At 69.9% G+C, this 25,906-nt stretch carries 15 protein-coding genes and 1 pseudogene; 9 read left to right on the top strand and 7 right to left on the bottom strand.

Features of this window, described 5'->3' with window-relative positions:
- Positions 1-10: 10 nt before the first annotated feature.
- Positions 11-814, bottom strand: coding sequence for a peptidoglycan recognition family protein (locus ABZ717_RS13320; RefSeq protein WP_358509031.1), 804 nt, complete (start codon positions 812-814; stop codon positions 11-13).
- A gap of 278 nt (positions 815-1,092) precedes the next feature.
- Entirely contained in the window at positions 1,093-1,440 is a 348-nt protein-coding gene (locus ABZ717_RS13315) for a DUF3817 domain-containing protein (protein ID WP_358509029.1), read from the bottom strand.
- Positions 1,441-1,724: 284 nt separating this feature from the next.
- Between ABZ717_RS13315 and ABZ717_RS13310 the strand changes: the two genes are divergently transcribed.
- The gene (locus tag ABZ717_RS13310) at positions 1,725-2,528 is read left to right on the top strand and encodes a siderophore-interacting protein (protein WP_358509027.1); all 804 of its coding nucleotides are present in this window, start codon (positions 1,725-1,727) and stop codon (positions 2,526-2,528) included.
- A gap of 6 nt (positions 2,529-2,534) precedes the next feature.
- Here the strand turns inward: ABZ717_RS13310 and ABZ717_RS13305 are convergent, their stop codons facing one another.
- Positions 2,535-3,239 carry a VOC family protein gene (locus tag ABZ717_RS13305; RefSeq protein WP_358509025.1) on the bottom strand — a complete coding sequence of 235 codons (705 nt, stop codon included), beginning with the start codon at positions 3,237-3,239 and terminating at the stop codon, positions 2,535-2,537.
- A 295-nt stretch (positions 3,240-3,534) separates the two neighbouring features.
- Positions 3,535-9,003 (bottom strand): carboxyl transferase domain-containing protein, encoded by a 5,469-nt coding sequence (locus ABZ717_RS13300; protein WP_358509023.1) that lies wholly within the window; start codon positions 9,001-9,003, stop codon positions 3,535-3,537.
- 435 nt (positions 9,004-9,438) lie between these two features.
- Here ABZ717_RS13300 and ABZ717_RS13295 point away from each other — a divergent pair, with 435 nt between their 5' ends.
- The 5 genes from ABZ717_RS13295 to ABZ717_RS13275 all read left to right on the top strand — a co-directional run bounded on the left by ABZ717_RS13295 (position 9,439) and on the right by ABZ717_RS13275 (position 15,201).
- The gene (locus tag ABZ717_RS13295) at positions 9,439-10,269 is read left to right on the top strand and encodes a siderophore-interacting protein (RefSeq protein ID WP_358509021.1); all 831 of its coding nucleotides are present in this window, start codon (positions 9,439-9,441) and stop codon (positions 10,267-10,269) included.
- 145 nt (positions 10,270-10,414) lie between these two features.
- On the top strand, positions 10,415-10,885 hold the full coding sequence (locus tag ABZ717_RS13290; protein ID WP_358509019.1) for a hypothetical protein: 471 nt from the start codon (positions 10,415-10,417) through the stop codon (positions 10,883-10,885).
- Positions 10,886-10,942: 57 nt separating this feature from the next.
- Positions 10,943-11,638: a TetR/AcrR family transcriptional regulator gene (locus tag ABZ717_RS13285; protein ID WP_358509018.1), complete on the top strand. Its 696-nt coding sequence runs from the start codon at positions 10,943-10,945 to the stop codon at positions 11,636-11,638.
- Positions 11,639-11,679: 41 nt separating this feature from the next.
- Positions 11,680-14,208, top strand: coding sequence for an MMPL family transporter (locus ABZ717_RS13280; protein ID WP_358509016.1), 2,529 nt, complete (start codon positions 11,680-11,682; stop codon positions 14,206-14,208).
- A 96-nt stretch (positions 14,209-14,304) separates the two neighbouring features.
- Positions 14,305-15,201 (top strand): GAF domain-containing protein, encoded by an 897-nt coding sequence (locus ABZ717_RS13275; RefSeq protein WP_358509014.1) that lies wholly within the window; start codon positions 14,305-14,307, stop codon positions 15,199-15,201.
- A 95-nt stretch (positions 15,202-15,296) separates the two neighbouring features.
- Here ABZ717_RS13275 and ABZ717_RS13270 read toward each other — a convergent pair whose 3' ends face one another.
- The gene (locus ABZ717_RS13270) at positions 15,297-16,544 is read right to left on the bottom strand and encodes an amidohydrolase family protein (protein ID WP_358509013.1); all 1,248 of its coding nucleotides are present in this window, start codon (positions 16,542-16,544) and stop codon (positions 15,297-15,299) included.
- Positions 16,545-16,708: 164 nt separating this feature from the next.
- On the opposite strand from ABZ717_RS13270, the gene ABZ717_RS13265 reads away from it, so the two are divergent.
- The 3 genes and pseudogenes from ABZ717_RS13265 to ABZ717_RS13255 form a co-directional block, all read left to right on the top strand.
- Positions 16,709-17,542 (top strand): MurR/RpiR family transcriptional regulator, encoded by an 834-nt coding sequence (locus tag ABZ717_RS13265; protein ID WP_358509011.1) that lies wholly within the window; start codon positions 16,709-16,711, stop codon positions 17,540-17,542.
- Positions 17,543-17,646: 104 nt separating this feature from the next.
- Positions 17,647-19,056, top strand: coding sequence for a sodium:solute symporter family protein (locus ABZ717_RS13260; RefSeq protein ID WP_358509009.1), 1,410 nt, complete (start codon positions 17,647-17,649; stop codon positions 19,054-19,056).
- Between the two features lie 204 nt (positions 19,057-19,260).
- Positions 19,261-19,947, top strand: a pseudogene (locus ABZ717_RS13255) (NB-ARC domain-containing protein); the annotation flags it as partial.
- 1,240 nt (positions 19,948-21,187) lie between these two features.
- On the opposite strand, the gene ABZ717_RS13250 reads toward ABZ717_RS13255, so the two are convergent.
- Positions 21,188-23,032, bottom strand: coding sequence for a translation initiation factor IF-2 (locus ABZ717_RS13250; RefSeq protein ID WP_358509007.1), 1,845 nt, complete (start codon positions 23,030-23,032; stop codon positions 21,188-21,190).
- A 239-nt stretch (positions 23,033-23,271) separates the two neighbouring features.
- Positions 23,272-25,122, bottom strand: a complete 1,851-nt coding sequence (locus ABZ717_RS13245; RefSeq protein WP_358509005.1) for a calcineurin-like phosphoesterase family protein — start codon at positions 25,120-25,122, stop codon at positions 23,272-23,274.
- Positions 25,123-25,906 lie beyond the last annotated feature (784 nt).

Below are 25,906 nucleotides of genomic sequence, written 5' to 3'. Positions count from 1 at the left end.
TATCGGGTGGTCAGCGGGTGAAGTCGTCGGCTCCGCGACCGGGGCCGTGGAAGAACTCGCGCCGGGGCTCGTCCTCGGGGACCGGCGGGTAGGTGGGACGGTCCTCGGCCGCCACGTCGGCGGTACCGAACTCCATGCCCTGGGCGACCATCAGACCGCTCACCGCGTTGCGCAGCTCGGGCAGCATCGCGTAGAGCCGGTCGCCCGGGCAGGCGGTGGAGTTGAAGTCGCGGTGCCCCACGATGGCCTGCTGCGGGTCGAGGCCGTAGGCGCCGCACAGCCAGGCGAGGGTCTCGATGAGCCTGTCGGTGAGCTCCTGGGTGGGGCCCTCCTCCATGTAGGTGCCCTCGTTCTCGATGCCCACGGTGGTGCCGTTGTGGTCGGCGACGTGGGTGCCCACGCAGTGGGTGCCCTCGCGGACGGCCACGACGGCGAGGTTGCGACCCTCCATCAGGTGACCGCCACGGCTGATGGTGAACTGCTGGCCCGCGTCGATCCAGCCCTGGGAGTCCATGTGGTAGTTCTGGATCGACCTGGACAGCGCCAGGGCGTGGGCCTCGGAGTAGTCGGTGCTGTTGGGGGTCGCGGTGTGGTGGACGACCACGTGGGTGGGAGGGGCCGCCAGGACCTGGACGGGGCTCGACGGGGGTCGGGCGTTCCAGTCGGCGCGGAAGTACATCGCCGGTTCGGCCGCGGCGGCCCGGGTGTCGGCGTTCGCGGTGGCCACGCCGGCACCTGCGACGAGGGCGGCGCCGGAGGCGACGGCCGCTCCCTGCAGGACCGTGCGACGTGCGGGTCCATCTTGCTGACACATAGCGGGGGAGCCCTTCTCGGATCGGGGAGGTTACTTGCCGGTCACAACTGAACACGGATCCCCGTCCGCACGCAAAGGGGTCAATGAAAGTTTCTGTTGTCCGTTACCGGTCAGTTGGTAAACCTTTTACACCCCTTCTCAGGAAGATCATTCTGCGGTAGAGGAGTGGTCTCCTGTGGCTGAAGTGACCGATGAGATCCCTGTGTTCGGCGCGAACGACAAGAACGGGTCACGAAGGGAATCGTGACCCGTTCGGGGGTTCGTTTCGAGCGGTGGGGTCAGGCCACCGGTTCGGGCGTTCGGTCGTCCTTGGCGGGCTCGGGGGTCAGACGCCCGGTCCGGTGCAGCCACCAGTCCGCGAGGAGCGTGCCCAACGGAGGAACCGACGCGGCCAGTGCCACCAGGGTCGGCCGGATGCCCCACCGGAGTCGGTAGGCGGCCACCAGGGCGACCAGCCCGTACGCCACGAAGGCCCCGCCGTGCAGCGGGCCGAAGATCTGTACGCCGAGCTCGCTGCCGTTGCCCAGGTACTTGAAGTACATGCCGATCAGGAGTCCGACCCAGGTGAAGGCCTCGAATACGGCCACCACGCGGAAGGTCAGGGCGGACAGGGAATTGAAGTTCAAGGTGGTTCCTCGGGTTCGTGGCAAGGCGCGACGTGCTGTGGGGGCGGCCTCCACCAGGTTAGGACACCCTTGCCGACCGGTCGGACCCGGGTTCGGGCGGCCGGAGGGCGAACCTCGCGCACACGCCTACGTTAAGGTAAGGCTAACCTCAGAAATGTTTCAGGGTTCTGGCAGGCCTCGGACGGAACACGACCCACACCGGGAAGGCCCCCGCCTTCGTGGTGGCCGCGTGCGCCGCCCCACCCCCACGACCTCGACGAAGTCCCGAACCACGAGGAGAGCAAGTGACCCACGAACGCCGTATCGACATGTACCCGCTCAAGCCACGCGTCCTGGAGGTGGCCGAGGTCGAACGCGTCACCCCGCGCATGATCCGGATCCATCTGGAGGGCTCCGACATCGAGGGCCTGCGCAGCGACCACTTCGCCGACCACGTCAAGCTGTGGTTCCCCAACGAGGAGGGCGAGCACGTGCTGCCCATCGTCGAGGACGACCGCTGCCTCAACTTCCGTGCCGACGGGGTGATCTTCCGCGACTACACCGTCCGTTACCTGGACACCGAGGCCGGACGCCTGAGCGTCGACTTCGTCGCCCACGACCACGGTCCGGCCGGGCGGTGGGCGATCAACGCCGAACCCGGCCACAAGCTCGGTGTGCTCGGCCCGCGCGGCACCGCCTACATCACCGGCGAGTTCGACTACCACGTGCTCCTGGTCGACGAGACCGCTTTGCCGGCCGCCGCCCGATACGTGGAGGACCTGCCCGCCGACGCCAAGGTGTTCGCGTTCTTCGAGGTCGTCGACGCAGCCGAGGAACAGAAGCTGCAGGCCCCCGACGATGCCCGCATCACCTGGCTGCACCGGGGCGAGGCCGAGCCCGGCACCACCGAGCTGCTGTTCGAGGCGTTCAGGGCATTGGAGCTGCCCGAGGGCGACGGGTTCGTCTACGCAGCGGGTGAGGCCACCACCCTCAAGCCCATCCGCCGGCTGCTCAAGGAGCGCGGCTTCGTGCGCAACGAGACCAGCGAGGTGGACGGCTACTGGCGTCGGGGCATCACCAACCTCGACCATCACGAGGAGGACGACTGATCGAGGTCAGCGCACCGGCAGCCGGAACTCGTTGCCGGAGGGGTCGGCCCACACCCGCCAGGGCGAACCCGGGTCCGATTCCACCGGGCGCGCTCCCAGGTCGGTGAGCCGGGTGTGGGCATAGGCCTCGTCCGGGTCAGGGCGCAGGATCGGGGTCACCGTGTTGCGCACGCCCGGTGGTTTGGGCGCGAGTTCGTCGCAGTACTGCAGCACGAACCCGCCGCCGCCGGGGTGACGCAGTCCCGGCCCCTGTTCGTCGACCGGGGACCAACCGACGAGATCGGCCCAAAAGGCCCGGTCGACCTCGGGCCGGGCGCTGTCCACCGGCAGCGAACCCAGGACCGGGCCCACGTTCTCGTACCGGCGGCCGGGCATGACACAGAACAGGTTGCCCTCCACGTCGGCGAGCACCTCCCAGGGGACGTCGCCCTGCCCGACGTCCCTGCGCTCCGCACCCAGCGACACCAGCCGTTCGGCGTGGGCGTGGTGGTCGGGGCCACCGTCGAGGTCGAAGTGGATTCGGGTGATCCGATCCCCGTCGCGGTCGGAGGGGGAGGGCCCGGTCGGAACCAGGAGCAGGGGCACCACGGGTGTGGCGATCTCGACACCGAGCGGCCCGCGATCGAGCGCCGGGGCCGCCAAAGCACGGGACCAGAATCGGGCCAGGGTCGATGGGTCTTCGGCTTCGAAGGCGATGGCGTCCAGATACATGCCCCGACCCTAGGGCGCTGGTACGACATTCTCGCCGAATCCTCGACACCTCGGACCTGGATCGGACATCGATGAGGCCGAGGGTGGAATAGGGGAGGGGGTGGGCTCGTTACAGCTGGTGGGTCGGCGCGGTATCAAGTGTCCCCCGGGCTCTACACACAGCCTTCAGGGAATACCGCACCGTCAGGTGGCAGGAACCCTGTTGTGCCATCCGCCGTGAGGCGACCGCCGTGCCGGCCCACTTCAGCGCGAAGGGGCCCACCGAGAACTCTCGGTGGGCCCCTTTCGCTTGCCGCTACGCGCCCTTGTCCCGGTGCGCCTCGATGGCCTCGATGATGCGCGGACGCATCTCGGCGGCGCGGATCACCGCGTCCACCGAACCCACCTCGACGGCCCGCTGGATGCTGTGCACCCGGTCGAACTCCGCGGCCACCTCGCCCAGTTTCTCCGAACGCACCGAGGCGCGCGCCTCGTCCAGTTCGGCGGCCAGGGTCGCCCGACCCGTTCCCGAGGACTCGGCCAAACGTCCCTCCAGGTCCCTCACCCGCGGGTCGGCCGCGGTGCGGGCGTTGACCTCACCGGAGAAGACCACCGCGGCGGCCGGGGCGCCACCCAGCACCGACGCGAACGAACCCTCCAGGGCCAGCACCGTCATGTTCGGGTTGAGCGCCTTGGAGAAGACCACGAACGCGCCACCGTGGTACCGGGAGATCACGCAGAACACGATCGGGCCCTCGAAGTTCACGATCGCCCGGCCGATCTCCGCGCCGTACTCCAACTGGAGCCTGCGCATGGACTCCGGCGACCCGTCGAAACCCGACAGGTTGGCCAGCACCACCAGCGGACGGTTGCCGCTGGCGGTGTTGATCGCCCGCGCCGCCTTCTTCGACGACTGCGGGAACAGGGTGCCCGCGGTGTAGGTGTCGGGGCCGTCCGCCGGCGGGAAACCGCGGCGCGGCACCGACCGCGACTCGATGCCCAGCAGGCACACCGGGACCCCGCCCAAGTGCACGTCCTGCACCGCCGCGGTGTCGGCGTCGGCCATGCCGGCCCAACGCTCCAGCACCGGATGGTCCTGGTCCGACAGCGCCCGCATCACGGTCCGGATGTCGAACGGCTTCTTGCGGTCGGGGTTGGCCGCACTGGAGAAGATCTCCCCGACGGTGGTGAAGTCGCTGCCCTCCACCACGTGCGGGAAGTCCGAGACGTCCCGGTCGGCGGGGTCGGAGGTCGCGGCCCGTCGCGGAGCCTGCTCACCCGGCGCGATGTAGGTGTGGTCGTAGTGCGCCATGAGGGTGTCGCGGGCGGCGATGAGGTTGGGCGCCCAGTACTGGGCCTGACCGTTGGGGCCCATGACCCGGTCGTAACCGCCGATGCCGTGGTTGTCCTCGGCCGACACACCACCGGAGAAGTCCAGCGACTGCTTTCCGGTGAGCACCATCGCCGAGTCCGGGGTCATCACCAGGATGCCCTTGGTGTGCATGAGCATCGTCGCCTCGGCGTTCCAGTACGGCTGCGCGCCGACGTTGATGCCCGCCACGACGATGTTGATCTCACGGCCGTCCTGGGTGAACTCCACGATGCGCTTGAGCGCCGCGGCCACCCAGTCCATGTTCTCGGTGCCCGAGTCCATGGAGATCCGGGCGCCCGCGGACAACGCGTACCACTCCAGCGGCACGTCCATCCGCTCGGCCAGGTCCAGGGCCGCGATGACCCGGCGGCACTCGGCCTCCGACAGCGCGCCCAGCGACTTGGTGGGGTCGCCCAGCAGCACCACCCGGCTCATGCCCTCGGGGTGGCGTCGGGTGCGGGTGGTGATCACACCGGCGACGATCGCCGCGGAGTTGCGCCCCTTGGGGCGGTCCACCGGAACCAGCGTGTGGTGCTCGTCCAGGTCGTGCTCGACGAAGTCGCCGAGCAGGTCGGTGAGCTCGTAGGGGTAGACGGTGTTGCGGCTGCCGGCGCGCAGCACCTTCTGGCGGTAGTCGTCGATCGGTTCGACCGGCTCGGTGGACAGACCGCCGATGGCCAGGCCCGGTTCACCGGTGGCGTCGAAGGGCACCCGTACCGCCGTCTTGACCAGATCACCGGTCTCGGCGTCGCGCCGGCGCGCGATGAAGAGGATCTCCTCCAGACCGGCCCCGGCGACGGTGGGCAGGACCCGCCGCCCGATCGCCTGGATCTCCTCGTCGGTGATGCCGACCGGAGGCCACACGTACATGACGATCCGGTTGGTGTTGAACCGCTTCTTCTTCGGTCGTCCGGCCTGGGCGCGACGGATCGAGTCCAGGCAGGTGGCGATGGTGTTCTCGGCGGTGGGCAGGGAGATGAGCCGACCCTCGTGGTCGCGCAGCTCGGTCAGGTCGCGGATCTGGGTGAAGGCGACCAGTCGGTCGTCGGAGGGGTTCTCCCGCGCCACGGCCCGGAACAGGTACACCTCCTCGTCCGCGGACGGCAGACGGGTCAGGTCGAACCGGTTCCAGCGCTCCATTTGCATGCGTTCGGCGATGTGCGGGTGCAGCCCGCGGATGAGCCGGTCCTCCTCCAACCCGGCGGCGGAGGGACGGAACGTGAAGTGGTGGTGCATGACCGAGCCGTCACGACCGGCGACGGTGGTGGTCAGGCGGCGCACGCCCGCGGGCATCGGGTGCAGGTTGACGGCCTGGTGCAGGGCGGCGGCCGTCGCCTCGAAGTCCTCGGGCTGCTTCTCCCACGCCAGGTACAGGTCGGCGTCCACCGGAAGGTCGCCCTCGGTGTGCTCGGCCAGGCCCCGGACCGCGTCGCCCAGGTTCTCGAATCCGACGGCGGCCGACACCAGGCGCACCCCGGCGCGTTCGGCCACCACGTACGTGCACCCCGAACCACGCGTGGTGCGCACGTCGGCCAGACCCTTGTTGCCGTAGTAACGACGGGTCAGCACCTCCAGCAGCACCGAGTTGTCCAGGTCGGCGCGGACCAGTCGCTGACCGAGCAGCCGCACCAGCGGTTCGGTGGTGCGCACCATGGCGGCCACGCGCTCGGAGCGCTCGGGAGAGTCCGGGTTCTGGTCCAGGTGGCGCAGGTGACGGCGCACCTCGGCGTAGACCTCGGCGCGGTGTCGGCGCAGCGTGGGCTGGCCGAACCACGAGAACACCACGCCTCGGGCCAGGTCGGCCACGGCCGGGAAGCGCACCTGGGTGGCGGCCACGAGCCGTTCCAGGGCCAGACCGGTGGGCTCGTGCAGTTCGGACTCGGGCGGGGAGTCCTGCAGCCAGGCGCGCAGCAGGCCGGTGATCAGACGCGCGTCGGTGGAGGAACGCTGCTGGGCGAGGAAGACGCGGAAGACCGCGGCCTCCAGCTCGGAGGTGCGCTCCAGGTCGGTGACCCCGTAGTGCGCCAGGGCGCGGGACAGCCTGGTCTGGAACGACTCGGGCAGACCGGCCCGCTCCACGTCCAGGCTCTGCAGGTAGGTGTGCAGGTACTCGCGCGGGCTGTGCACGTGGGTGTCGCCGACGTCGTCCGCTCCGGCGGGCCGGTTACGGCTCAGCTCGGCCAGGTCGGCGAACACGTCCAGCAGGTCCAGCTCGGCCGCCAGGGGACGGTGCCCGGCGGAGACCGCCTCGTGCCGGGCCGCCAGGTACTCGTCGAACACCCGACGCTCGTCCAACGGGTCGACGTCGAAGCCCAACAGCAGACCGAGCAGGTCCTCGCGGCCACGCGCGAGGCGCTCGACCACGGGGACGTCCCCGGAAGGGGAGGGAAGATCGAGCTCGACCGGTGTGGTGTCGGCCTCCTCGACCTCCTCGGTGTCGGCCAGCGGCTCAAGACGCAGCAGTGGGGCGCCGGTCTCCACCTGGGCGCCCACGATCACCGTGCACTCCTTCAGGCGTGCGCGGAACGGCGCGCGCAGCACCGTCTCCATCTTCATGCTCTCCAGCACCAACACCGGAGCGCCGGCCTCGACCTCGGCGCCGACCCCCACCGGGGTGGCCACCACCAGGGCGGGCGTGGGCGAACGCAGCACGCCGCCCTCGTCCAGGCTCACACGGTGCGCCACACCGTCGACCTCCACCAGGTGGACCGGGCCGTGGGCGCCGATGAGCAGGTGGTGGCGGGAGCCGTTGACGGTGATGCGACCGCTGTGCCGGTCGAAGCGCTCCAGCTCCACGTCGGCGGTGCGCGTGTCCTCACCGGAGGTCACGACCACCCGGAACCGGTCGGCGCCCAGACGCGCCACCCGCACCCGGTAGCCGACCCCGCGCAGCTTCAGGTCGAGCGGGCGACCGCTCTCGTGCTGTACCTGGGGGCGCCCGCCGAAGGCGGTGGACAGCAGCCGCTGCCGCTCGACCCGCTCCTCCTCCTCGTAGGCCTCGATGGCGGCGGCCGACAGGGCCACCGCGGAGTGCCGGTGTGAGACCAGGTCGCCCTCGGCGCGCACCCGGTCGATCCACCCGGTGTCGACGGAGGCGTCGATCACCTCGGGTCGGTCCAGCAGGTCCAGCACGAAGCTCTTGTTGGTGGCACCACCCTCGATGATCACGGTGGTCTCGCGCATCGCCCGACGCAGACGCGCCATCGCCTGTTCGCGGTCGCTCCCGTAGGCGATGATCTTGGCGATCATGGAGTCGAAGTCGGCGGGGATGGTGTCGCCCTCGGCCACACCGGTGTCCACGCGGATGCCGGGGCCCGCGGGCAGGTCCAGACGGGCGATGCGCCCGGGGGAGGGGGCGAAGTCGCGGTCGGGGTCCTCGGCGTTGAGCCGGGCCTCCACCGCGTGCCCGCGCTCGGTCGGGGCCTCGCCCTCCAGCCTCCCGCCGCCGGCCACGTGCAGCTGGCCGCGCACCAGGTCGAACCCGGTGGTGGACTCGGTGATGGGGTGCTCGACCTGGAGGCGGGTGTTGACCTCCAAGAACGCGAACAGCTTCTGACCGGGGTGGTAGAGGAACTCCACGGTGGCGGCGCCGCGGTAGTCCACCGCCACGGCCAACCGCTCGGCGGACTCCTTGAGCTCCCGGGTCTGCTCCGGGCTCAGCAGCGGGGAGGCGGACTCCTCGATGACCTTCTGGTTGCGACGCTGCACCGAGCAGTCGCGCACGCCCAGTGCCCAGGCGGTGCCCTGACCGTCGGCGATGACCTGGACCTCGACGTGGCGGGCGCCGGTGACCAGGCGCTCCAGGAACACGATGCCGCTGCCGAAGGCCCGGGCGGCCTCCTGACTGGTGCGCTCGTAGGCCTCGGCGAGCTCCGCTCCGTCGTTGATGACGCGGATGCCGCGCCCACCACCACCGGCGGTGGCCTTGAGCATCAACGGGTAACCGATCCGCTCACCCGCGGCCAGGGCCTCTTCGAGGCTCTCGACGGCGCCACGGCTCCACGGGGCGACCGGGACCCCGACCTCCTCGGCGATGAGCTTGGCGCCGATCTTGTCGCCCAGCCTGCGCATGGCCTCCGGGGAGGGGCCGACGAAGGTGACCCCGACGCGTTCGCACAGTTCGGCGAAGGCCGGGTCCTCGGCGACGAAACCCCACCCGACCCAGGCGGCGTCGGCGCCCGACTCCACCAGGGCGCGCTCCAACACCTCCATGTCCAGGTAGGGACGGGAGGCGGCGGGACCGAGGTCGTAGGCCAGGTCGGCCTCGCGCACGAACGCGGCCGTGCGGTCGACGTCGGTGTGCAGGGCGACGGTCTCGATCGGTGTTCCGCTCTCCGCGGCGATGTCACGGACGGCGTGGATGAGCCGCATGGCGGCCTCACCACGGTTCACGATGGCGACACGACTGAACACCCGAATGAGCCCTTCTGTAAGACCAATGATGTGCGCGCGGCGACATGAGAGACGGCCCCGGCGTTCTCCACCTTCTCGTCTGGGGGCCTCCGAGCGCCATGACGCACCCAACGCATCTTGAGGGGGTGGAGTTGTGGAGATCGACCAAAAACGGCCCTTGATCCGACGCCGCGGACCACTCGGACCTCCGGGGGGCGTGTTCCCGCCCACACCGTGACACGGAGCGCTCTGTGGGGTTCCCACAACCCCGACCCGGCCGGCTTGGAAATTCGATGCCGACCCGGCCTCGATAATTTAGTTAGGTTAGTCTAACCTGGCCAAGGTGAGGTCCTTCGGGTTCCCGTCCGGAATCGTGGCCGCACCCACCCCGAACAGCCCGAACCGCGGATCGAGGACGCCCCCTCCCGATCACCCGCACCTTGAGGAGGCACCCCCATGGCCGAGAAGCTCGCCGACTTTCGCCCCGTCCACCCCCGCGCCGCCTCGGTCCGTTCCTTGGCCGTGCACGCCACCTCCCGCCCCTTCCCCGGCTTCGCCCGCGTCACCCTGCGCAGCACCGGCGACGGGTTCGAGGACGACTTCGAGTACCTGGGCTTCGACCACTGGTTCCGACTGTTCCTGACCGCCCCGGACGGCACCCTCGACCTGCCCCTGGGCGGAGCGGAGGGGTGGTACTCCCGCCTGCTGGACATCGAGGAGTCGCACCGTCCGCTGGTGCGCAACTACACCATCCGTGACGCCCGCCGGGTGGGCGATGTCTGGGAGCTGGACCTGGACTTCGTCATCCACCGCTGCGTCACCACCGGCGACGTCGAGGGTGTGGCCGCCCGCTGGGCCCTGGAGGCCCGCCCCGGTGACCGCATCGGCATGCTGGACCAGGGGCGCATCTTCAACGTCGAGGACCACACGGGCCCGGTCCTGGTGGTGGCCGACGAGAGCGGACTGCCGGGCGTGGAGGGGATCGCCCGTTCCCTGAACGGCGCGCCCTGCGACTACGTCCTGGAGATCCCCGACGCCGCTGACCGTCGTGAACTGGTCGGCGCCGACCCGGTCTGGAACGTGCGCACCTACGGTGAGTCCGCCGGCGACCGGGCCCTGGAACACCTGCGCTCACGCGGCATCGCCGCCGACACCCGCGTGTACGTGGTGGGCGAGGCGTCCTTCGTCCTGGCCGTTCGCTCCCTGGCCCGGACCTGCGGGGTGCCCAAGGACGAGATCCAGTTCTGCGCCTACTGGCGTGTGGGCCGCCGCGCCAAGCGCAAGTGACATCGGGGCCCGCTCGCGCGCCACGACTCCCCCCACCGTGGGACACCGCTCCCTCCAACGGGGGAGGCCCCACCCGACCTCACGGGACTATTCTGGGTGTGAGGGCCCGGCGACCGGCCGGCCCGCGCCTGACAGGGGAACGTTCGTGAACGACCGCCGCCCACGATGGTTCGCCGCGCCACTGGTGGTGGCCTTCCTCGGCTACGCCCTCGGTAAGGCCTACTACGCCTCCCAGGGCCGTCTGGGTTTTCCCGGCGGCCCGGACGTGCCGCCCCAGGCCTATGAACGCCCCGTAAGCGCGGTGTTGAGTGTGGCCGCCGAACAGTGGCTCGCGGCCGCCACAGGGCTCGCCGGAGCCCTGCTGATCCTGGCCGCGGTGACCGAGGCCGGCCGCCGAGTGCCACGGTTGCTGATGCTGTTCCTCCTGGCCGGTGCGCTGATCGGGGTGGGCGCCGCCGCCGTGGCGATGGTGGGTGGAGCCTTCCTCGGATCGGGCCCGGAATGGGAGTGGTACCACGGCCTGCTCGGCGTCGCGGCGCTGGTGCTCATGGTCGCCACGACCGCGTCCTATGTCCGTTCGGTGGGCCCATGGGTGGACACGTCCGAAGCGATGTGATCCGGTGCACTCAGTGCGTCGTTGCACTGAGTGCACCGAGTTCCGTAGTCTTGCACCATGGCAGAACAGCGGCGCTCGCCCGCCCTCGATCGACGTGAGGCTCTCAAGGCACGGCACCGGCGCTCCATCGTCGACGCCGCGGCCGAGCTGATGTCCGAGATCGGCGGCACCGACTTCACCGTCGACCGTCTCGCCGCGCGCGCCGACGTCTCCCGACGCACCGTCTTCAACCACTTCAAGACGGTGGACGACATCACCCTCGAAGTGTTCCGCGAGATGCTCGCGGTCATCCTCGACGGCGTCGACGCCAACCTCGCCGCGACCGACGAGGGCACATCGATGTTCGACCGGGTCGCGGGCGCCCTGCGCGCCACCGACCTGGTCACCCCGATCAACGAACTCACGCGCATCTTCCAGACCGATGACCGCGGCGCCGGCCACGTCCTCGCCACCGGTGACCGGGCCCTGAACCCGCGCCAGGCCGTGCTCTTCGAGCGCGCCCTCACCGACCTGGGAACCCGGATCGCGGCCACCACCCTGCGTCACCACCCCTCGGCCGACCCCATGGAGGTCGAACTGATGTGCGGCGCCCTCATCGGGGGCGCCCTGGTCGTGGTCCGTCGTTGGGAGAGGGCCACCCAAGGGGCCGACACCGCCGAATCCCGCCGTGTCTGGAACGAACTGCTCGACCGCATGATCGGCACCTACCGCGACGGCCTCGGCACCCTGGACACCGGCACCGCGGCCACCTGAGCGGATCCGCTCACCACACCCACCACTCCTGCGGAAGAACCATGGCTGAACTTCTCTACCGACTAGGGCGTGCCTCGGCACGGCACGCCCGCATCGTCATCGCGCTCTGGCTGGCCCTGCTGGTCGCCGCCGGCGGTGCCTTCTTCCTCTTCTCGGGAGAGCTGGAGGACGGTTTCTCCATCCCCGGCACCGCCACCGACCAGGTGAACCAGCGCCTCAAGACCGAGTTCGAGGGCATGGGCGGCGGCGCCGGCACCATCATCTACGAGACCGATGACGGTGAGCCCTTCGGCGACGAACAGAAGGAGGCCATCGGTGAGCGGGTCGACCTCGCCACCGAGGTCGACGGGGTCGAGGGTGTCGTAGACCCGTTCGCCACAGAGGACGAGCGCGCCGAGCAGGTCGAACTCCTCCAGGACGGGCGCGAACAGATCGACGACGCCCGCGCCGAGATCGAGGCCGGCCAGGAGGAACTGGACGAGAACCGCGCCCAGGCCGAGGCCGCCGGGATGCTCGACCAGATGGAGGAGGCCCTCGACGGCGGACAGGACGAGATCGACCAGGGCCTGGAGACCCTGGAGACCGAGGAGGAGCAGCTCGAACAGGGCGAGGCCCTGATGGAGATGGCCGACGGCATCGGCACCGTCTCCGAGGACGGCAACGCCGCCATGGTGATGGTCTCCTTCACCGACGCGCAGGAGGAGGTTTCCCAGGAGACCCGCGACGCCGTCATCTCCGTCTTCGAGTCGGAACCGGTCGACGGGGCCACCGTCGAGTTCGCCGACGACATCGCCATGGAACTGCCCAGCCTGGTCAGCAAGGCCGAGATCATCGGCGTGGTTGTCGCCGGCGTCGTCCTGGTGGTCATGCTCGGCACCCTCATCGGAGCCGGCCTGCCGATCCTCACCGCCCTCGTCGGCGTGGGCATCGCCACCCTGATCACCATGGCGCTGTCCGGTGTCCTGGCCATCGCCGACATCACCCCGATCCTGGGTCTCATGCTCGGCCTGGCGGTGGGCATCGACTACGCCCTGTTCATCGTCAACCGGCACCGACGCCAACTCAAGCAGGGACTGGAACTCCAGGAGTCCGTGGGTCTGGCCAACGGCACCGCGGGCAACGCCGTGGTGTTCGCCGGCGCCACCGTGCTCATCGCCCTGCTGGGCCTGAACCTGACCGGCATCGGCTTCCTCGGCCTCATGGGCAGTGTCGGCGCCATCGCCATCGCCATCGCGGTGATCGTCGCCATCACCCTCATCCCGGCACTGCTGGGACTGGTGGGCAAGCGCATCCTGTCCAAGCGTGAGCACGCCCGCCTGGGCGCCGCCTCAGTCAACGGCCAGGCTCCTGAGAGGCCCGGCCACGTCAAGCCGATGTCCAACGTTCGGGCACTCGGCCGGGCCGCCATCGCGATCATCGTCCTGGGCGTCATCGCCCTGCCCGTCCTGGACCTGCGTCAGGGCCTGCCGGACGGTTCCTCGCAGTCGGTCGACTCCACCCAGTTCAAGGCCTACACCGCCATCGAGGAGAACTTCGGCGAGGGCCAGAACGGCCCGCTCCTGGTCACCGCCGATCTGCCCGGCGGCCCCAACGACGACGAGGCCGAGGCCAACGCCGAGCAATACCAGTACGAGGTCGCCGACGCGATCTACGCGCTGGAGGACGTCGAGGCGGTGGCGCCCATCGGTGTCTCCGACGACCAGACCCTGGCCATCTTCCAGGTCGAACCGGTGGAGGGTCCCTCCAGCGAGTCCACCGAGGACCTCGTCCACACGCTGCGCGGCATGGAACCCATCCACGGCGAGGCGCCGCTCGGCGTCGCCGGTATGGCCAGCGGCAACATCGACATCTCCGAGCAGATCGCCGGTGCCCTGCCCACCTACCTGACCGTGGTCGTGGGCCTGTCCCTGGTCATCCTGCTGCTGGTGTTCCGGTCGATCTTCGTGCCGGTGGTGGCCACGCTCGGGTTCATCCTGTCCTACTTCGCGGCCCTGGGCGGTGTGGTCGCCGTCTACCAGTGGGGTTGGCTCGGCGGTCTGCTCGGGATGGAGAACCCGGGTCCGGTGCTGAGCTTCCTGCCCACGATCATGGTGGGCATCCTGTTCGGCCTGGCCATGGACTACATGCTCTTCATCGGTACCGGCATGCGCGAGGCCTACGTGCACGGCGCCCCGGCCCGCCTCGCGGTGGTGCAGGGCTTCCGGGCCGGCCGTTCGGTGGTCACCGCCGCCGCGATCATCATGATCTCGGTGTTCGGCGGGTTCATCTTCTCCGAGATGATGATGATCAGCTCCGTGGGCTTCGGGCTCGCGTTCGGTGTGCTGCTGGACGCGTTCCTGGTCCGGATGCTGCTCATCCCCGCGGTGATGCACCTGGCCGGTGACGCCGCCTGGCGGCTGCCCAAGTGGCTGGAGCGTGTGCTGCCCGACGTGGACGTGGAGGGATCGGCCCTGGAGCGCGCCCACCTGCACCAGGACGAGACCGTCGAGGAGACCGGCGAGACCGACGAGGACCGGAAACCGACCGAGGAGATCGAACCCGGATCGGATGTCACCTCCGGTCGTCACTGATCCGTACTCGGGCCCGGTGGAGCACCCGGCATCACGCCGGTGCCGCCCACCGGGCCTTCGTCACGCAAGGGCGCCGACCCCGCTACAGTGAGCCGCGTGAAAAAGCCCGTGAACCCCCTCCTGGGCACGCTTTCGTGGCTGGGTTACATCGCGCACCGTCACAAACCCCTGGCCCTGACATTGTCCGGGCTCCTGGTCGCCTTCGGCGGTATCGTCTCCGGAATCGTGATCTGGTGGGGAGTGCCGCCCATCGTCGTCGGCGTGGTCATCCCCGCCCTCGACCTTTGGTGGGAACGGCGCAGCAAGAACAACAACGAACTCACCACCGCCCGGGAGAAGGTCCTGGAGGAGGCGCTCGCGCCGCTGTTGGAACTGGCCGCGACCGTCACCTTCCGCCCCCGTGACAAGAGGGTGGAGACCGCCGAGGCCGCGGCGATGCGGGTGGCCGGCGACCTGCGGGCCGCCTTCATCTCGGTACCGGGGGTACGAGCCGTGGTGTTCGTGGTCTCCAACGACGGGCGACGGATGGAACCCCGCTTCCCCGCGGGGCGCCCCGACCGCCCCCGCGACTTCGTCCGCGGCACCGAACGCGGTGACCAGGCCTTCCGTATCCTCGACGAACTACCCGGCCGTTTCGTCATCGTCGAGGACCTGCGCTCCGAGGGCGCCGACACCCCCTATTGGGCGGGCACCGGCGCCCACTACAGCACCTTCATCGCCGCGCCGATCCGTTCCACCGAACACGCCTTCGGAATGGTCACCATCGACGCCCCGGACCCGGGCAGCCTGGACCACCAGCACGGATCCACGATCGCTTTGTTCGCCGCCGCACTGGGTATATTGTTCGCGGAGGCGGCCCGAGGCGCGACCGGAGGGCCCGACCCCGAGAAGAGGAATGGTCGTGATGGGAAAGTTCAAACTGACCAGCCCCCGCGAGAACTACCTGGCCGAGAAAACGGAAACGCCCGAGGAAAAGCTCAAGAGGGCTCTTGAGGAAGTGCGCTGCGAACGCCGCAAGCGCGACCGGGCGCTGCTGCGCTCGACCGGCGCGGTCCGCCCCGCCTGATCCCTTGGGCGCACCCGTGCCCTCAAAGACCCCCGCGGCGTAGAACACCGCCGCGCAGCACCGCCCGCACGCCACGCTCGGGTTCGGCCAGCACCGACAGGTCCGTCAGCGGGTCACCGTCCACGACGACCAGGTCGGCGCGCGCCCCCGTGCGCAGCGTGCCGACCTCGCCCTCCAGATCCAGCAGGGCCGCCGCCTCACTGGTGGCCGCGCGCACCACGTCGGCCGCGGGCTGGACCTCGCCGCGAATGGCGAACTCCGCGCTCTGGTGGACCTGCATGCCACCGAGCAGGTCCGTGCCGAACACCAGGCGCACCCCGCCCTCGTGTGCCATCCGCAGGGCCTCCAGACCCCGGTGCAGCACCGTGTCCACCTTCGCCTGACTCTCGGCGGGAAGCCCGTTGCGAGCTCCCTGTCGGGACAGTTCGCGGTAGGTGACCAGCGTCGGGACCAGGAACGCGCCGTGCTCCACGAACAGCTCCACGCTGCTCTCGTCGATGAGGTTGCCGTGCTCCACGCAGCGCACCCCCAGACGCAACCCGCGGTTGACCGCCCGGGCGGTGTAGGCGTGCCCGGTGACGTAGCGGTTGGCGGCCTCGGCCTCCTCCACGACCGCGCGCAGCTCGTCCTCGGCGGACTGGGTGGAGTCGATCCGGTCGGTGGGCGACGCCACCCCGCCCGAGAGCATCACCTTGACGTGGTGGGCGCCGGTGCGCAGCTGTTCACGGGCGGCGCGGCGGAACTCGATCGGTCCGTCACAGATCAGACCCGCCCCCGGGCAGCATCCGTGCTGGTCGGTGCCGTGCCTGCCGCGTGGACGGAAGTCTCCGTGCCCGCCGGTCTGGGACAGGGCCTTGCCGCCGAAGATCAGGCGGGGCCCGTCGATGAGTCCGTCGTCCACGGCCTCGGCGAGCCCCCAGTCGGCGCCGCCGACGTCGCGAACGGTGGTGAACCCCCGGCCGAGCATGTCGGACAGTGAGTTCGCGGCGTAGGCGGCCACGTAGGAGGGGGAGTGGTCGCCTACGGCGCCCAGGTCGGCGCTCAACGCGGTGGCGTGCACGTGGGCGTCGATGAGGCCGGGCATGAGCGTGGCCCCGGCGAGGTCGACCGTCTCGGACCGGTCGGTGACGCTCGACGGGACCTCACCCGCACCACGGGCCGCGATGACGCCGTCCTCGACGAGCAACCAGCTCCCGGGCGCGCGGGTTCCGGTCTCGGGATCGAGCAGCGCGGTGTTCGTGTACACGATGGGGCGCGGGTGGTCGGTCACGGGGAACCTCCAAGGCGTGGGTGCACGGTCGGTCGTAGGATGGGCCACGACGATGAAATGCAATATACGTTGCATCTGGGTGTCGTTGTCCAGCGGGGGTGATATCGCTGGGTTCGGCGCGAACCGGGCGGTCCGGATCGCTCGAACGAAGAACGGACGGGGCGATGGCGGACTGGATCGAGGAGACACTGGAGCGCGGGCGCGCGGGCAGGGCCACCGAGAGGGTGCTGAGGGTGCTGCGGGACGAGCCCAGGTTCGCCTCCTACGCGACCGCCGCCGAAGTGGCCGAACGGGCCGAGGTCAACGTCGCGACGGTGGTGCGGGCCGGCCAACAGTTGGGTTACTCCGGCTGGCCGGCGCTGCGCGTGGAGTTGCGTTCGCGCTACCTGGCCTCGCTCAGCGCGGGGGAGGTGCTGGCCGAACACGCCGGCTCCGACGCCGATCCGGTACGGGCGGCGGTGCGTTCGGACCGGGAGAACCTGCGTCTGTTGGAGCGGACCCTCGAACCCGATCGGGTCCGCGCGGTGGCCGCCGCCCTGCACCGGGCGCGCAGGTCCCTGGTCCTGGGCTCGGGCACCTTCGCCGCGCCGGGGGTCCAGCTCTCCCACGCCGCCCAGATCATGGGCTACGACGTGCGACTCCATGACTCCGGCGGCACCTCACTGGTCAACGCCCTGGCGCGGATGGACGAGCGCGACCTGTTGGTGGTCTGTGATCTGTGGATGCTCCCCGTCGCGCTGGGTCGGGCGGCGCGTATGGCCGCCGACGAATCGGTGCCGGTCGCGCTGATCACGGACCGTCGGGACTCGCCCTTGGTCGCCGTGGCCGACCACGTCGTCGTCGTGCCCAGCGAGGGAGTGGGCATGTTCCCCTCGCTGACCGCGGCGATGGTGATCGTGCACGCGATCTTGGCCGATCTGGCCAGGGTCGGGGGCGAGACGGCCCTGGCCGCGGTGCGTCGCACCGAACGGCTGTGGGAGCAGGCGGAACTCTTCTAGGTGATCCAGGTCACATAAGATGCAATATCTATTGCATTCCTGTCGTCGTTGCTGGTTACATCGGGCCTCAGCCAAACCCCTCCGTCTCCCTCTAGAGGCCATCCATGCAAACGACGCACCTGATCCTCATCACCCTCTACCTCGTGGTGATGGTCGGGATCGGCCTGTACTACACCCGATCCTCGAAGGTCCGCACAGGCGAGGACTTCCTCTTCGCCGGGCGGAGCCTGTCCACCCCCGTCATGATCGCGACCCTCGTCGTCACCTGGGTCGGATCGGGCACCATCATCGGCGGCGCGAACTTCGCCTACAACCACGGCCCCATGGCGGGCATGGTCTTCTTCGCCGGCACACCCCTGGGCATCCTCGTCCTGTTGCTGGCCGCACGCCGCATCCGCAGGGCGGCTCGCCACACCGTCCCCGAACTACTCGAAGCCCGCTTCGGCACCGGGGTCCGTACGGTCGCCGCGGTGGTCACCACCATCGCCTACATCGGTCTGGTCGCCTCCCAGTTCGTCGGCGGAGGCTACGTCCTCGCGCTCATCACACCGCTCAGCCCCACCCAGGGCGCGCTGGTCGTCGCGGCGGTCGTCACCATCCTCACCGTCACCGGAGGTCTGTTCTCGGTCGCCTACACCGACTTCGTCTCCGCCATCCTCGTCTTCGGCGCGCTGATCGTGGCGGTACCGCTCATCCTGGTCGCCGTCGGCGGACTACCCGCCTACTGGGAAGGGCTGCCCGAGGTCGCGCGCACCCCCACCGGCGGACTCGGCCCGCTGCAGCTGCTCGGCTACTTCCTGCCGCTGTTCCTGCTCCTGCTCGCCGACCAGAACCTCTACCAGCGACTGGCCGCGGCCAAGGACGAACGCGCCGCCCGCAACTCCACCCTGGGCATGCTCATCGCCAGCTTCTTCGTGTTCGTCCCCGTGATCATGCTGGCCACCTCCGCCGCCGTGCTCATGCCCGGCATCAACGGCGACGAGTCCGTGCTGCGGTTGGCATCCGACGGCCACCTGCCCACCATCATCGGCGGCCTGCTGCTGGCCGGCGCGGTCGCGTTCGTCGTCACCACCGGATCGTCCTTCATGCTGTCGGGCGCCTCCAACGTCGCCTACGACCTGTTCGCCAGGTTCGCCGGCGACAAGATCGGAGAACGGGGCACCCTGGTGGTGCAGCGCACCTCGGTCGTGGCCATCGCCCTGGTCGCCATCGCCCTGGGCCTGTACTTCCCCACCGTGTTGGACCTGCAGATGTACTCCTACACGGTCTACGGCGCGGCCATCACCCCGGCAGTCCTGGCGGTCCTGTTCTGGAAACGCGCCACCACCGCCGGTGCCGTGGCGGCCCTGATCACCGGGTCCGCCGTCACCATCGGCTGGGAGGTCGCGGGGGCGCCCGGCGGCTTCAACGGCGTGATCGTGGCGCTGCCCGCGGCCGTGTTGGCACTGGTGATCGCCAGCCTGCTCAGCAAGGCCCCGGACGCGAGCACCCTTGAGGCCGCCGGCGTGGACTGAACCCGAGACCGGAAACGGACAGATGGGGGCGTCCTAGGCCCCGGGCCCGGCCCGGGGCCTAGGATCGGCGGTGGCCGTGACCACTCGGCGCACGCGTGCGAACACACCCTTAGGAGGCCGAAGGTGTCCGACCCCCGACACCACTACCAGCTGCGGGACAACCACGGCACGTCCATCCAAGGAGACCGGGTCTCCGTCACCTTCATGGAGCCGAGGCCGCCCGCGCCGCCGCACCAGGCGCCCAACGCCGATCGCAAGTACACCAACCGCGTCGATGAACTCGCCCGGCTGGAGAGTGTGGCCGCGCAGGTCCTACGGGAACGACGTGGCGCGCTCGCCCTGCTCACCGGGGAACGAGGGGTCGGCAAGAGCGTCACCCTCGCGGAGGTGGCCCACCGTGTGGGACGCGGGTTCGAGGCCCGCGACCTCTACTTCGACCTGCGCGACTGGCGCGACGGGGAAGGTGTGCTCGACGTGGCGGCGGTGCTGCGCAGGATGCTCGCCGAACTCCAGGTGGGGGACGTGGGCGAGGAGACCGACGCGTCGGTCCTGCACGGCCGGCTGCGCAGGACCACCACGGGAAAGCCGCTCCTGCTGCTCCTGGACGGGGTCGCCGACGAGAGGGATCTTCGCGCCCTGTCCCTGGGCACCGGACCGCACCTGGTCGTGGCCGCCTGCGCCTTCGGGTTCACCTCGACCGCGGAGCTGGTGGCCGGTGGCGCCGAAGCCGTCACCCTCACGGCGTTGGGCGGGGACGACTCGCTCGCGCTCCTACGCTCCTTCCACGGTGTCGACCGACGTCTGAGGGGCCGTGACGAATGGGCCGCCGCCGAACGGCTCGTCGAACTCTGTGGGGGCCTGCCCGCGGCACTGAGGATGGCCGCCGGGCACATCGAGGCCCAGGAACTGGGCGTGGCCGAACTGGTGAGCGCGATCCGGGAACGGCAACGCTCCACTTTTCCGCCAAGGAGCGGCGCCGAGGTCGTGGTCGACCTCGCGGTCTCCGGTCTGGCACCCGATCGGCGCCGAGTCCTCGACGTCCTCGCCACGGACCCGGGCCGCGGCTTCGACCGGGAACTGGCCCATCTCGTGCTGGGGGAGCGGGCCGACGAAGTGCTGAACGGACTGGCCGAGGCCGGGATGCTGCATCGCGGCGAGGGCGGCGGTCGCGGGATGGTGGAACTGGTCCGCGAACGGGTCCGGGAGGAGGCGGGTGAGAACTGGGCCTCCGACGCGTTCGCCGTGCTGCGCTACCACACCGTCACCCACCACCTGGCCGATCGCGCGGCGCTCGGGGAACGACACCGGCTCACCGACGACCTGCCCACCGCCGAACTCACCGTTCCGCCCGGAGACCACCTGGTCCCCTTCGACGGCCGGCGGGAGGCCGCGGAGTGGCAGGACCGTCAGATCGAGCGTGTCCCCGAACTGATGTCCCTGGCCCTGGAACTCGACCGCCCCCTGGCGGTGCCGGTACTGGCCGACGCGGTCTGGCCGACCTGTTACGGCCGTCGTCGTCTCAAGACCGGCGTTCGTATCTATCAACGTGCCCTGGAAGTGGCACGGCGGTCGGAACACCACGGTGCCGTCGCCCGCTGCGCCAACTACCTCGCCCGTCTGTACATCGAGCTCGACATGACGGAGCAGGCGCTTCCCCTTGTCGCCGAGGCGGAACGCGAGGCCGACCGTACCGACCACGAGCTCGACCGCGCGGTGGTTTTGGAGACACAGGCGCTGCTCAAGGAACGCGACCCCGACCTGCCCGGGTCGCCCCAGGACTCTCCGAGCGAACTGCTCACCCGCTGCCGTCGGATCCACCGCGAGGCGGGACGTCCGCGCGGTGAGGCGATGCAGACCTACCAGCTGGGTGGTCAGGCCCTGCGCCGAGGCGATCTCACCGAGGCGCTCCACGAGCTCACCCACGCGGAGGACATCGCCGACCGGCGTATCGCCGAGCTCGACAGGGAGAGCCCGGACCGGTGGGCACGGTGGGTCGTGGACGACTGGAAACAGCTTCGGGCCCGGATCCGACTGCTCCTGGCGCGGGGCCTGGCCGGGATCGACCGCACCCACGAGGCCGCGCGCAAGGCCGAGGCGGCCCTGGAGGTCTTCGTCCAGGTGGCCGACCCCGTCAAACAGGTGCGGGGCGCGCGGTTCCTGGCCGAACTGGACCGCACACGGGGCGAACACGACCTGTCACGCAAGCGGTTGGAGTGGGCTGGGAAGGTGGCCGGACATTACCACCTGGAAACCGAATCGGCGCAGATCCGGCGCGAACTCTACCGATAGCCCCGGACCTCCTCGACATCCCCCAGAAAAGCGAATTCCGGCGGGGGGGGGGGGTGCCTTTCAGACGCAGGGTTCGTTCACCCACGCGAAGGGGCAACCCATGGTGCCAGGCCCGCCACGGGTGGGCACGGCGTGACCAGGCCACGGCGGCGGCCGCCACCATGGAGGCGTCCAGGGGGTGGTCGCCGTGTACGTCGTGCACCCGCATCGCCGCACCGGAACGGTCCAACAACAGTGTGGAGTTCCGGTCCAGGGCGGCGACCGCCGACCGGGCACGCGGATAGGAGGCGATCCGCTCCTTCACCCAGGAGACCGAGTCCGCCTCACTCCGTACCCGCCGACGCGACCAGGCGTCGGCGGCGTCCCGGCGAGGGAGGGCGGTGTCCTCGGCGTCCACCACCAACGGGCGGGTGGCGGCCTCCTCCGGCGACCCGATGGGCACGGCCGAAGGGTGGCGTCGCAGAGACAGCTCTGTCCCATCCGGCCCCTCAACGGCCTCCGAGTCGATCCGCCAGGCGGTGACGTCGTCGACCTGAGGTTCCAGGTCGGGCAAGGGCGGGAAGTAGGCGGGGCGTTCGGGTTCGGTCAGATCCAGCAGTGAATACAGCACCGTACGGAGCCGGGACGCCGAGTCGCCGTGGTGTTCGATGAGTAGATCGGCCACCGGCACCACGGGGGACCGTGTGGCCAGGTCCACCTGTTCGACCAGGCGCCCCGAACCCAGACGCGGCAACAGGGAACCGAACTCCAACAGGGGCGAGGCCGGATCGATGTCGGCGATGTCGAAGGCCGCGAGCAGCACCGGCCGGCCCAGGGCGGCCGCGTAGTAGGTCACCGAACCCACGTCGCCCACCACCACGTCCGAGGCGATCAGGGCGGCGCGCCATCCTTCCTCCGGCGGGATCAGGGCCAGACCCGCCTCGATCTCGTCGGCCAACCACAGCTCCAACTGGGCCCGCCCGCGCGATCGCCACACGTTGGGGTGGGCGATGAGCGCTACCCGGTACTCGTCGTGGGGCAGCTCGGCGAGCAGGGCCCGCACCAGGTCGCGGCGCGCGCCCAACAACGACCCCCGATTCCAGGTGGAGGAGACCACCACCAGTCGACGAGCGTCCACGTTCAGGGCTTCCCGGTACCGGTCGCGGCGCCCGCCGGCGGCGAGCATCCGATCAAAGGCCGGGTCGCCCACCACCACACCACGGCCCCGGGCCTCCGGGAGCACTCGATGGAGACGTTCGAGCTGCTCACGGTGCGAGTACAGGAATCGCGTCGCGATGGGTTCGCCCTCGTGGAGGAGTTCGCTCGGATCCAGCCCGGAGGCCCTTGCCAACGAACCCGGGGCGGCGCCCACCCGTCGGTTGTGTCCGACCCCGTGCGGCATGAGTACCAGTGGGGCCGGCACCCGGTGAGGGGCGCCCTTGGCGCTGGCGGCCAACGCCAGGTCGTGCGGGCTGCGCAGGGCTTCTTCCCAGGGCAGGACCTCGTCGACACCGGCGGTGTGCAGTAGGGATTCGATCCCGGACTCGGAGGCCGAACCGGGGGTGATGGTGAAGGTGACCCCGACCCGCTCGTCGGCCAGCAGCGAGGTGACGTCCAGCAGCCGCCCGGCGGCGGGGACGCTGCGCACGACGGCGAGGACCTCGCGCCTGGGGGAGAGGGTCGCCCATTCGGGCGCTCGACGCTTCACGTTGCGGTTCTCGGAGCTCTCTGGATCGCCGGTCCGGTTCGTCCCGGTTCGGCAGGTCAGCTTACGGGAGCTCCGGTCAGGGCGCGCGATCGACCCGGGGTCCGACCCCAGGTGCGACAGAGGCCATACGCGAGACCACGGACGACGACCGTGCTGCGCGCAGTGATGCTTCCCGGCCACGACGAAGGGCCGTCGCCGGTGATCGAACACCGGCGACGACCCTTGTCGTGGGGGCAGGTCTACCCCTCCTCGACGACCTCGAATTCGAGGACGTCGGTGAACTCGCGGCCGTAGGAGTCGGTCGCGGTCACCTCGGCGGTGTGGGCGCCGGCTTCGAGGTCGCCGGGCAGGTCGAACCGCCACAGGTGCATGCTCCGGTCGGCGAGGCTGCCGCCGTGCACCAACTGCTGGGCGATCGCGTACGGGTCGGAGTACTCGACACCGACGTTGACGTCCTCACCCTCCATCTGCTGGGTGCGGGTGGCCTCCTGCGCGGGGGCTCCGTCGACGGCGACCTCGACGGTCGAACCTGTGGAACCCATGAAGAAGTTGGTCGTCAGCCAGGTGCCGTCGGCCAGGTCGGCCCGGTCGAGCACCAGCGGCTCGTCCAGCTCGGGGGCCTCTCCGGCGGGGTCGTCGTTCCACTCCTGGCGCTCGTCGAACCACTCGCGGAAGGTGGGGCTGTTCAGGCTCAGCTGCGTCTGCACCTCGTCGGACTCGCCCGTGACGGTGTAACGCTCCTGGAACTCGTTGCCCTCCACGTCCAACGTCACCACGCCGGGGCGGCCACCGTCACGGCCGATCGCGGTGGGGTAGCCGTCCTCGCCGACCTCGCCGGAGTACCAGTCACCGGAGATCGCGCCCGCGGTGATGTGCGGGAACGGGATTCCCTCGATGCCGAAGAGGTCACGCCAGCCCTCGACGTCGTCGCCGGTCTTGAGGTTCTCGATGCTGTGGCTGTGCCCGGCCACCGTGACGGCCTCACGGCCCTCCAACAGCTCGTGCACCCGGACGACCTGGTCGACCTGGTGCACCGGAGAGCTCTCGTCGGCGTAGTTGAGCAGACCGATGTGCCCGGCGACCACGATCAACTTGTCGTCGGACACGTTCTCCAGGTCGCTCTCCAACCAGGCCAGCTGCTCGTCGCTGATCCGGCCGTTGTACGACGGGCTGCCCTCCGGGTCGGCGCAGTGCTCCTCGATGCCCTCCGGGCTGTCCTCGGCCGCCGTGCACGGGTAGTCGACGGTGTTCAGCGCGACCACGTGCATGTCGCCCACGTCGTAGGAGTAGTAGGCGGGGGCGAGCTGCTCGCGGAAGGTGTCGAAGGAGTGCGCGGCGCTCGGGGCATCGAAGTCGAGGTCGTGGTTGCCGGGCAGGAAACGGGCGGGACCGTTGGTCTCGGCGGTCAGTTCCTTGATGTCGGGGTAGAGCGACAGGTCGTCACCCACGACGTCGCCGACGAACAGAGTGCCGCAACCCGCGTAGTCGTCACGCTCGGACAGGTCCTTGATGGCGCCGGCCCGGGCGTACTCGACCTCCTGCTTGTCATAGGTCTGCAGGTCACCGGCGATGACGCAGCTCTGCGCCGCCTCGGCGGTCAGCTCGCTCTCCACCAGGGGGAAGTTGATCGCGCCGGGCAGTGGACCGGTCGGCTCGATGCCCCCGTAACGCAGCTCGGGGGAGCCCTCGGGCAGGTGGTTGTAGTGGAACTGCGGAACGTTGTACTCGTCCACCGGCACCTGGTAGCCGGACGGCTGGGTGATCGACACCGTCATGTTGTCGAAGACGGGCAGTTCGTACCGACCCTCGTCATCGGTCCGCACCACGTCGCGGCCGTTGGTCACCGTGACCCCGGCCAGCCCGGCCTCGTCGTCACTGGCGCTGTCCCGGTCCTGGTCGATGAACACCTTGCCGGTCAGCACCGAGTCGTCCTCGGGAGTGTCCTCGGCCTGAACGACCTCGATCGCGCCACGGTAGGCGATGTCGTCCCAGTTCTGGTGCTGGGCCTGGGGCTGGTCCTGGGGCTGGGTCGGCGCGGCCGTGGCGGGCACCAAGGTGAGGGCACCGACGACGACCGCCGCCGTCGACACGGCGATAAGGGCACGAGAACAGCGGCGTGCCTGCGGAGGGAAGGGGTTTCGAGCATGTTGGGAACGTTTCGTGAGCATGCGGATTGCTCTCCGTCGCCTCGGGGGTGAAGCCGGTCGGGGGACCGACGGAAAGCAACCTTCGTCGATGGGGCTGAACACGGACCTAGTTGCCGACCAACAGCCGATTATCGGTCGGTGACGTGTTGTTCACTCATCGTTAGATGTTGGAGGCTTGGGGGCTTGGGGTCTGGGGGTTTGGAGTCTTGGAGAGGGGCGTCTGGTTTCGTGCTGCCGGTGGTGGGGGTGGGGGTTGTTGGGCGTTGCTCGGGCGGGTACGTGGGGCGCCTGGGGTCGAGTTCCTTGGGGTGGTTGGGCGGGGTGGGGGTGGGTTGGTGGGGCGCCTGAGATGGAGAACCTTGGGGTGGTTGGGCGGGGTGGGGGTGGGTTCTCCCTCCTTCCCCGCCGCGTGATTGTTGCCGCCCGCACCGTACGCGTCAAGGCAATGTTGAGTTGCTCATCAGCGGGGTTGGTGGCCTTGACCCGTACGGCACGGGCGGCGGTTTGGCGGCTATCGGGGAAGGGGGGAGAGTGGTTGGGGTCCTAACGGCCCAGGGCCCTTCGGGCCCCGGGGGCCCGGTCCGGCCGTGGCCGGCCGGATCCCTTCCCTTCCCTCTGGTGTCCTCGTGGGGCGCGTCGCCACTACGTGACGGGTCCGGTCACGAAGGGCCCGCTACAGGCCGGACACAGGGCGGGCCGCGTCCCTGCGGTGGCCGGCTCTGGTCTT

The sequence above is a fragment of the Nocardiopsis sp. NPDC006832 genome, from assembly GCF_040635885.1.
GTDB lineage: Bacteria > Actinomycetota > Actinomycetes > Streptosporangiales > Streptosporangiaceae > Nocardiopsis.
The sequence above is the reverse complement of the archived record's forward strand: the minus strand, read 5'-3'. Positions and strand labels throughout refer to the sequence as shown.

What these genes read in the sequence shown, in the direction of transcription:
- ABZ717_RS13260 (WP_358509009.1), top strand. Translation starts at nt 17,647, where the DNA reads ATGCAAACGACGCACCTGATCCTCATCACCCTCTACCTCGTGGTGATG.
- ABZ717_RS13295 (WP_358509021.1), top strand. Translation starts at nt 9,439, where the DNA reads ATGGCCGAGAAGCTCGCCGACTTTCGCCCCGTCCACCCCCGCGCCGCC.
- ABZ717_RS13280 (WP_358509016.1), top strand. Translation starts at nt 11,680, where the DNA reads ATGGCTGAACTTCTCTACCGACTAGGGCGTGCCTCGGCACGGCACGCC.
- ABZ717_RS13265 (WP_358509011.1), top strand. Translation starts at nt 16,709, where the DNA reads ATGGCGGACTGGATCGAGGAGACACTGGAGCGCGGGCGCGCGGGCAGG.
- ABZ717_RS13320 (WP_358509031.1), bottom strand. Translation starts at nt 814, where the DNA reads ATGTGTCAGCAAGATGGACCCGCACGTCGCACGGTCCTGCAGGGAGCG.
- ABZ717_RS13285 (WP_358509018.1), top strand. Translation starts at nt 10,943, where the DNA reads ATGGCAGAACAGCGGCGCTCGCCCGCCCTCGATCGACGTGAGGCTCTC.
- ABZ717_RS13305 (WP_358509025.1), bottom strand. Translation starts at nt 3,239, where the DNA reads ATGTATCTGGACGCCATCGCCTTCGAAGCCGAAGACCCATCGACCCTG.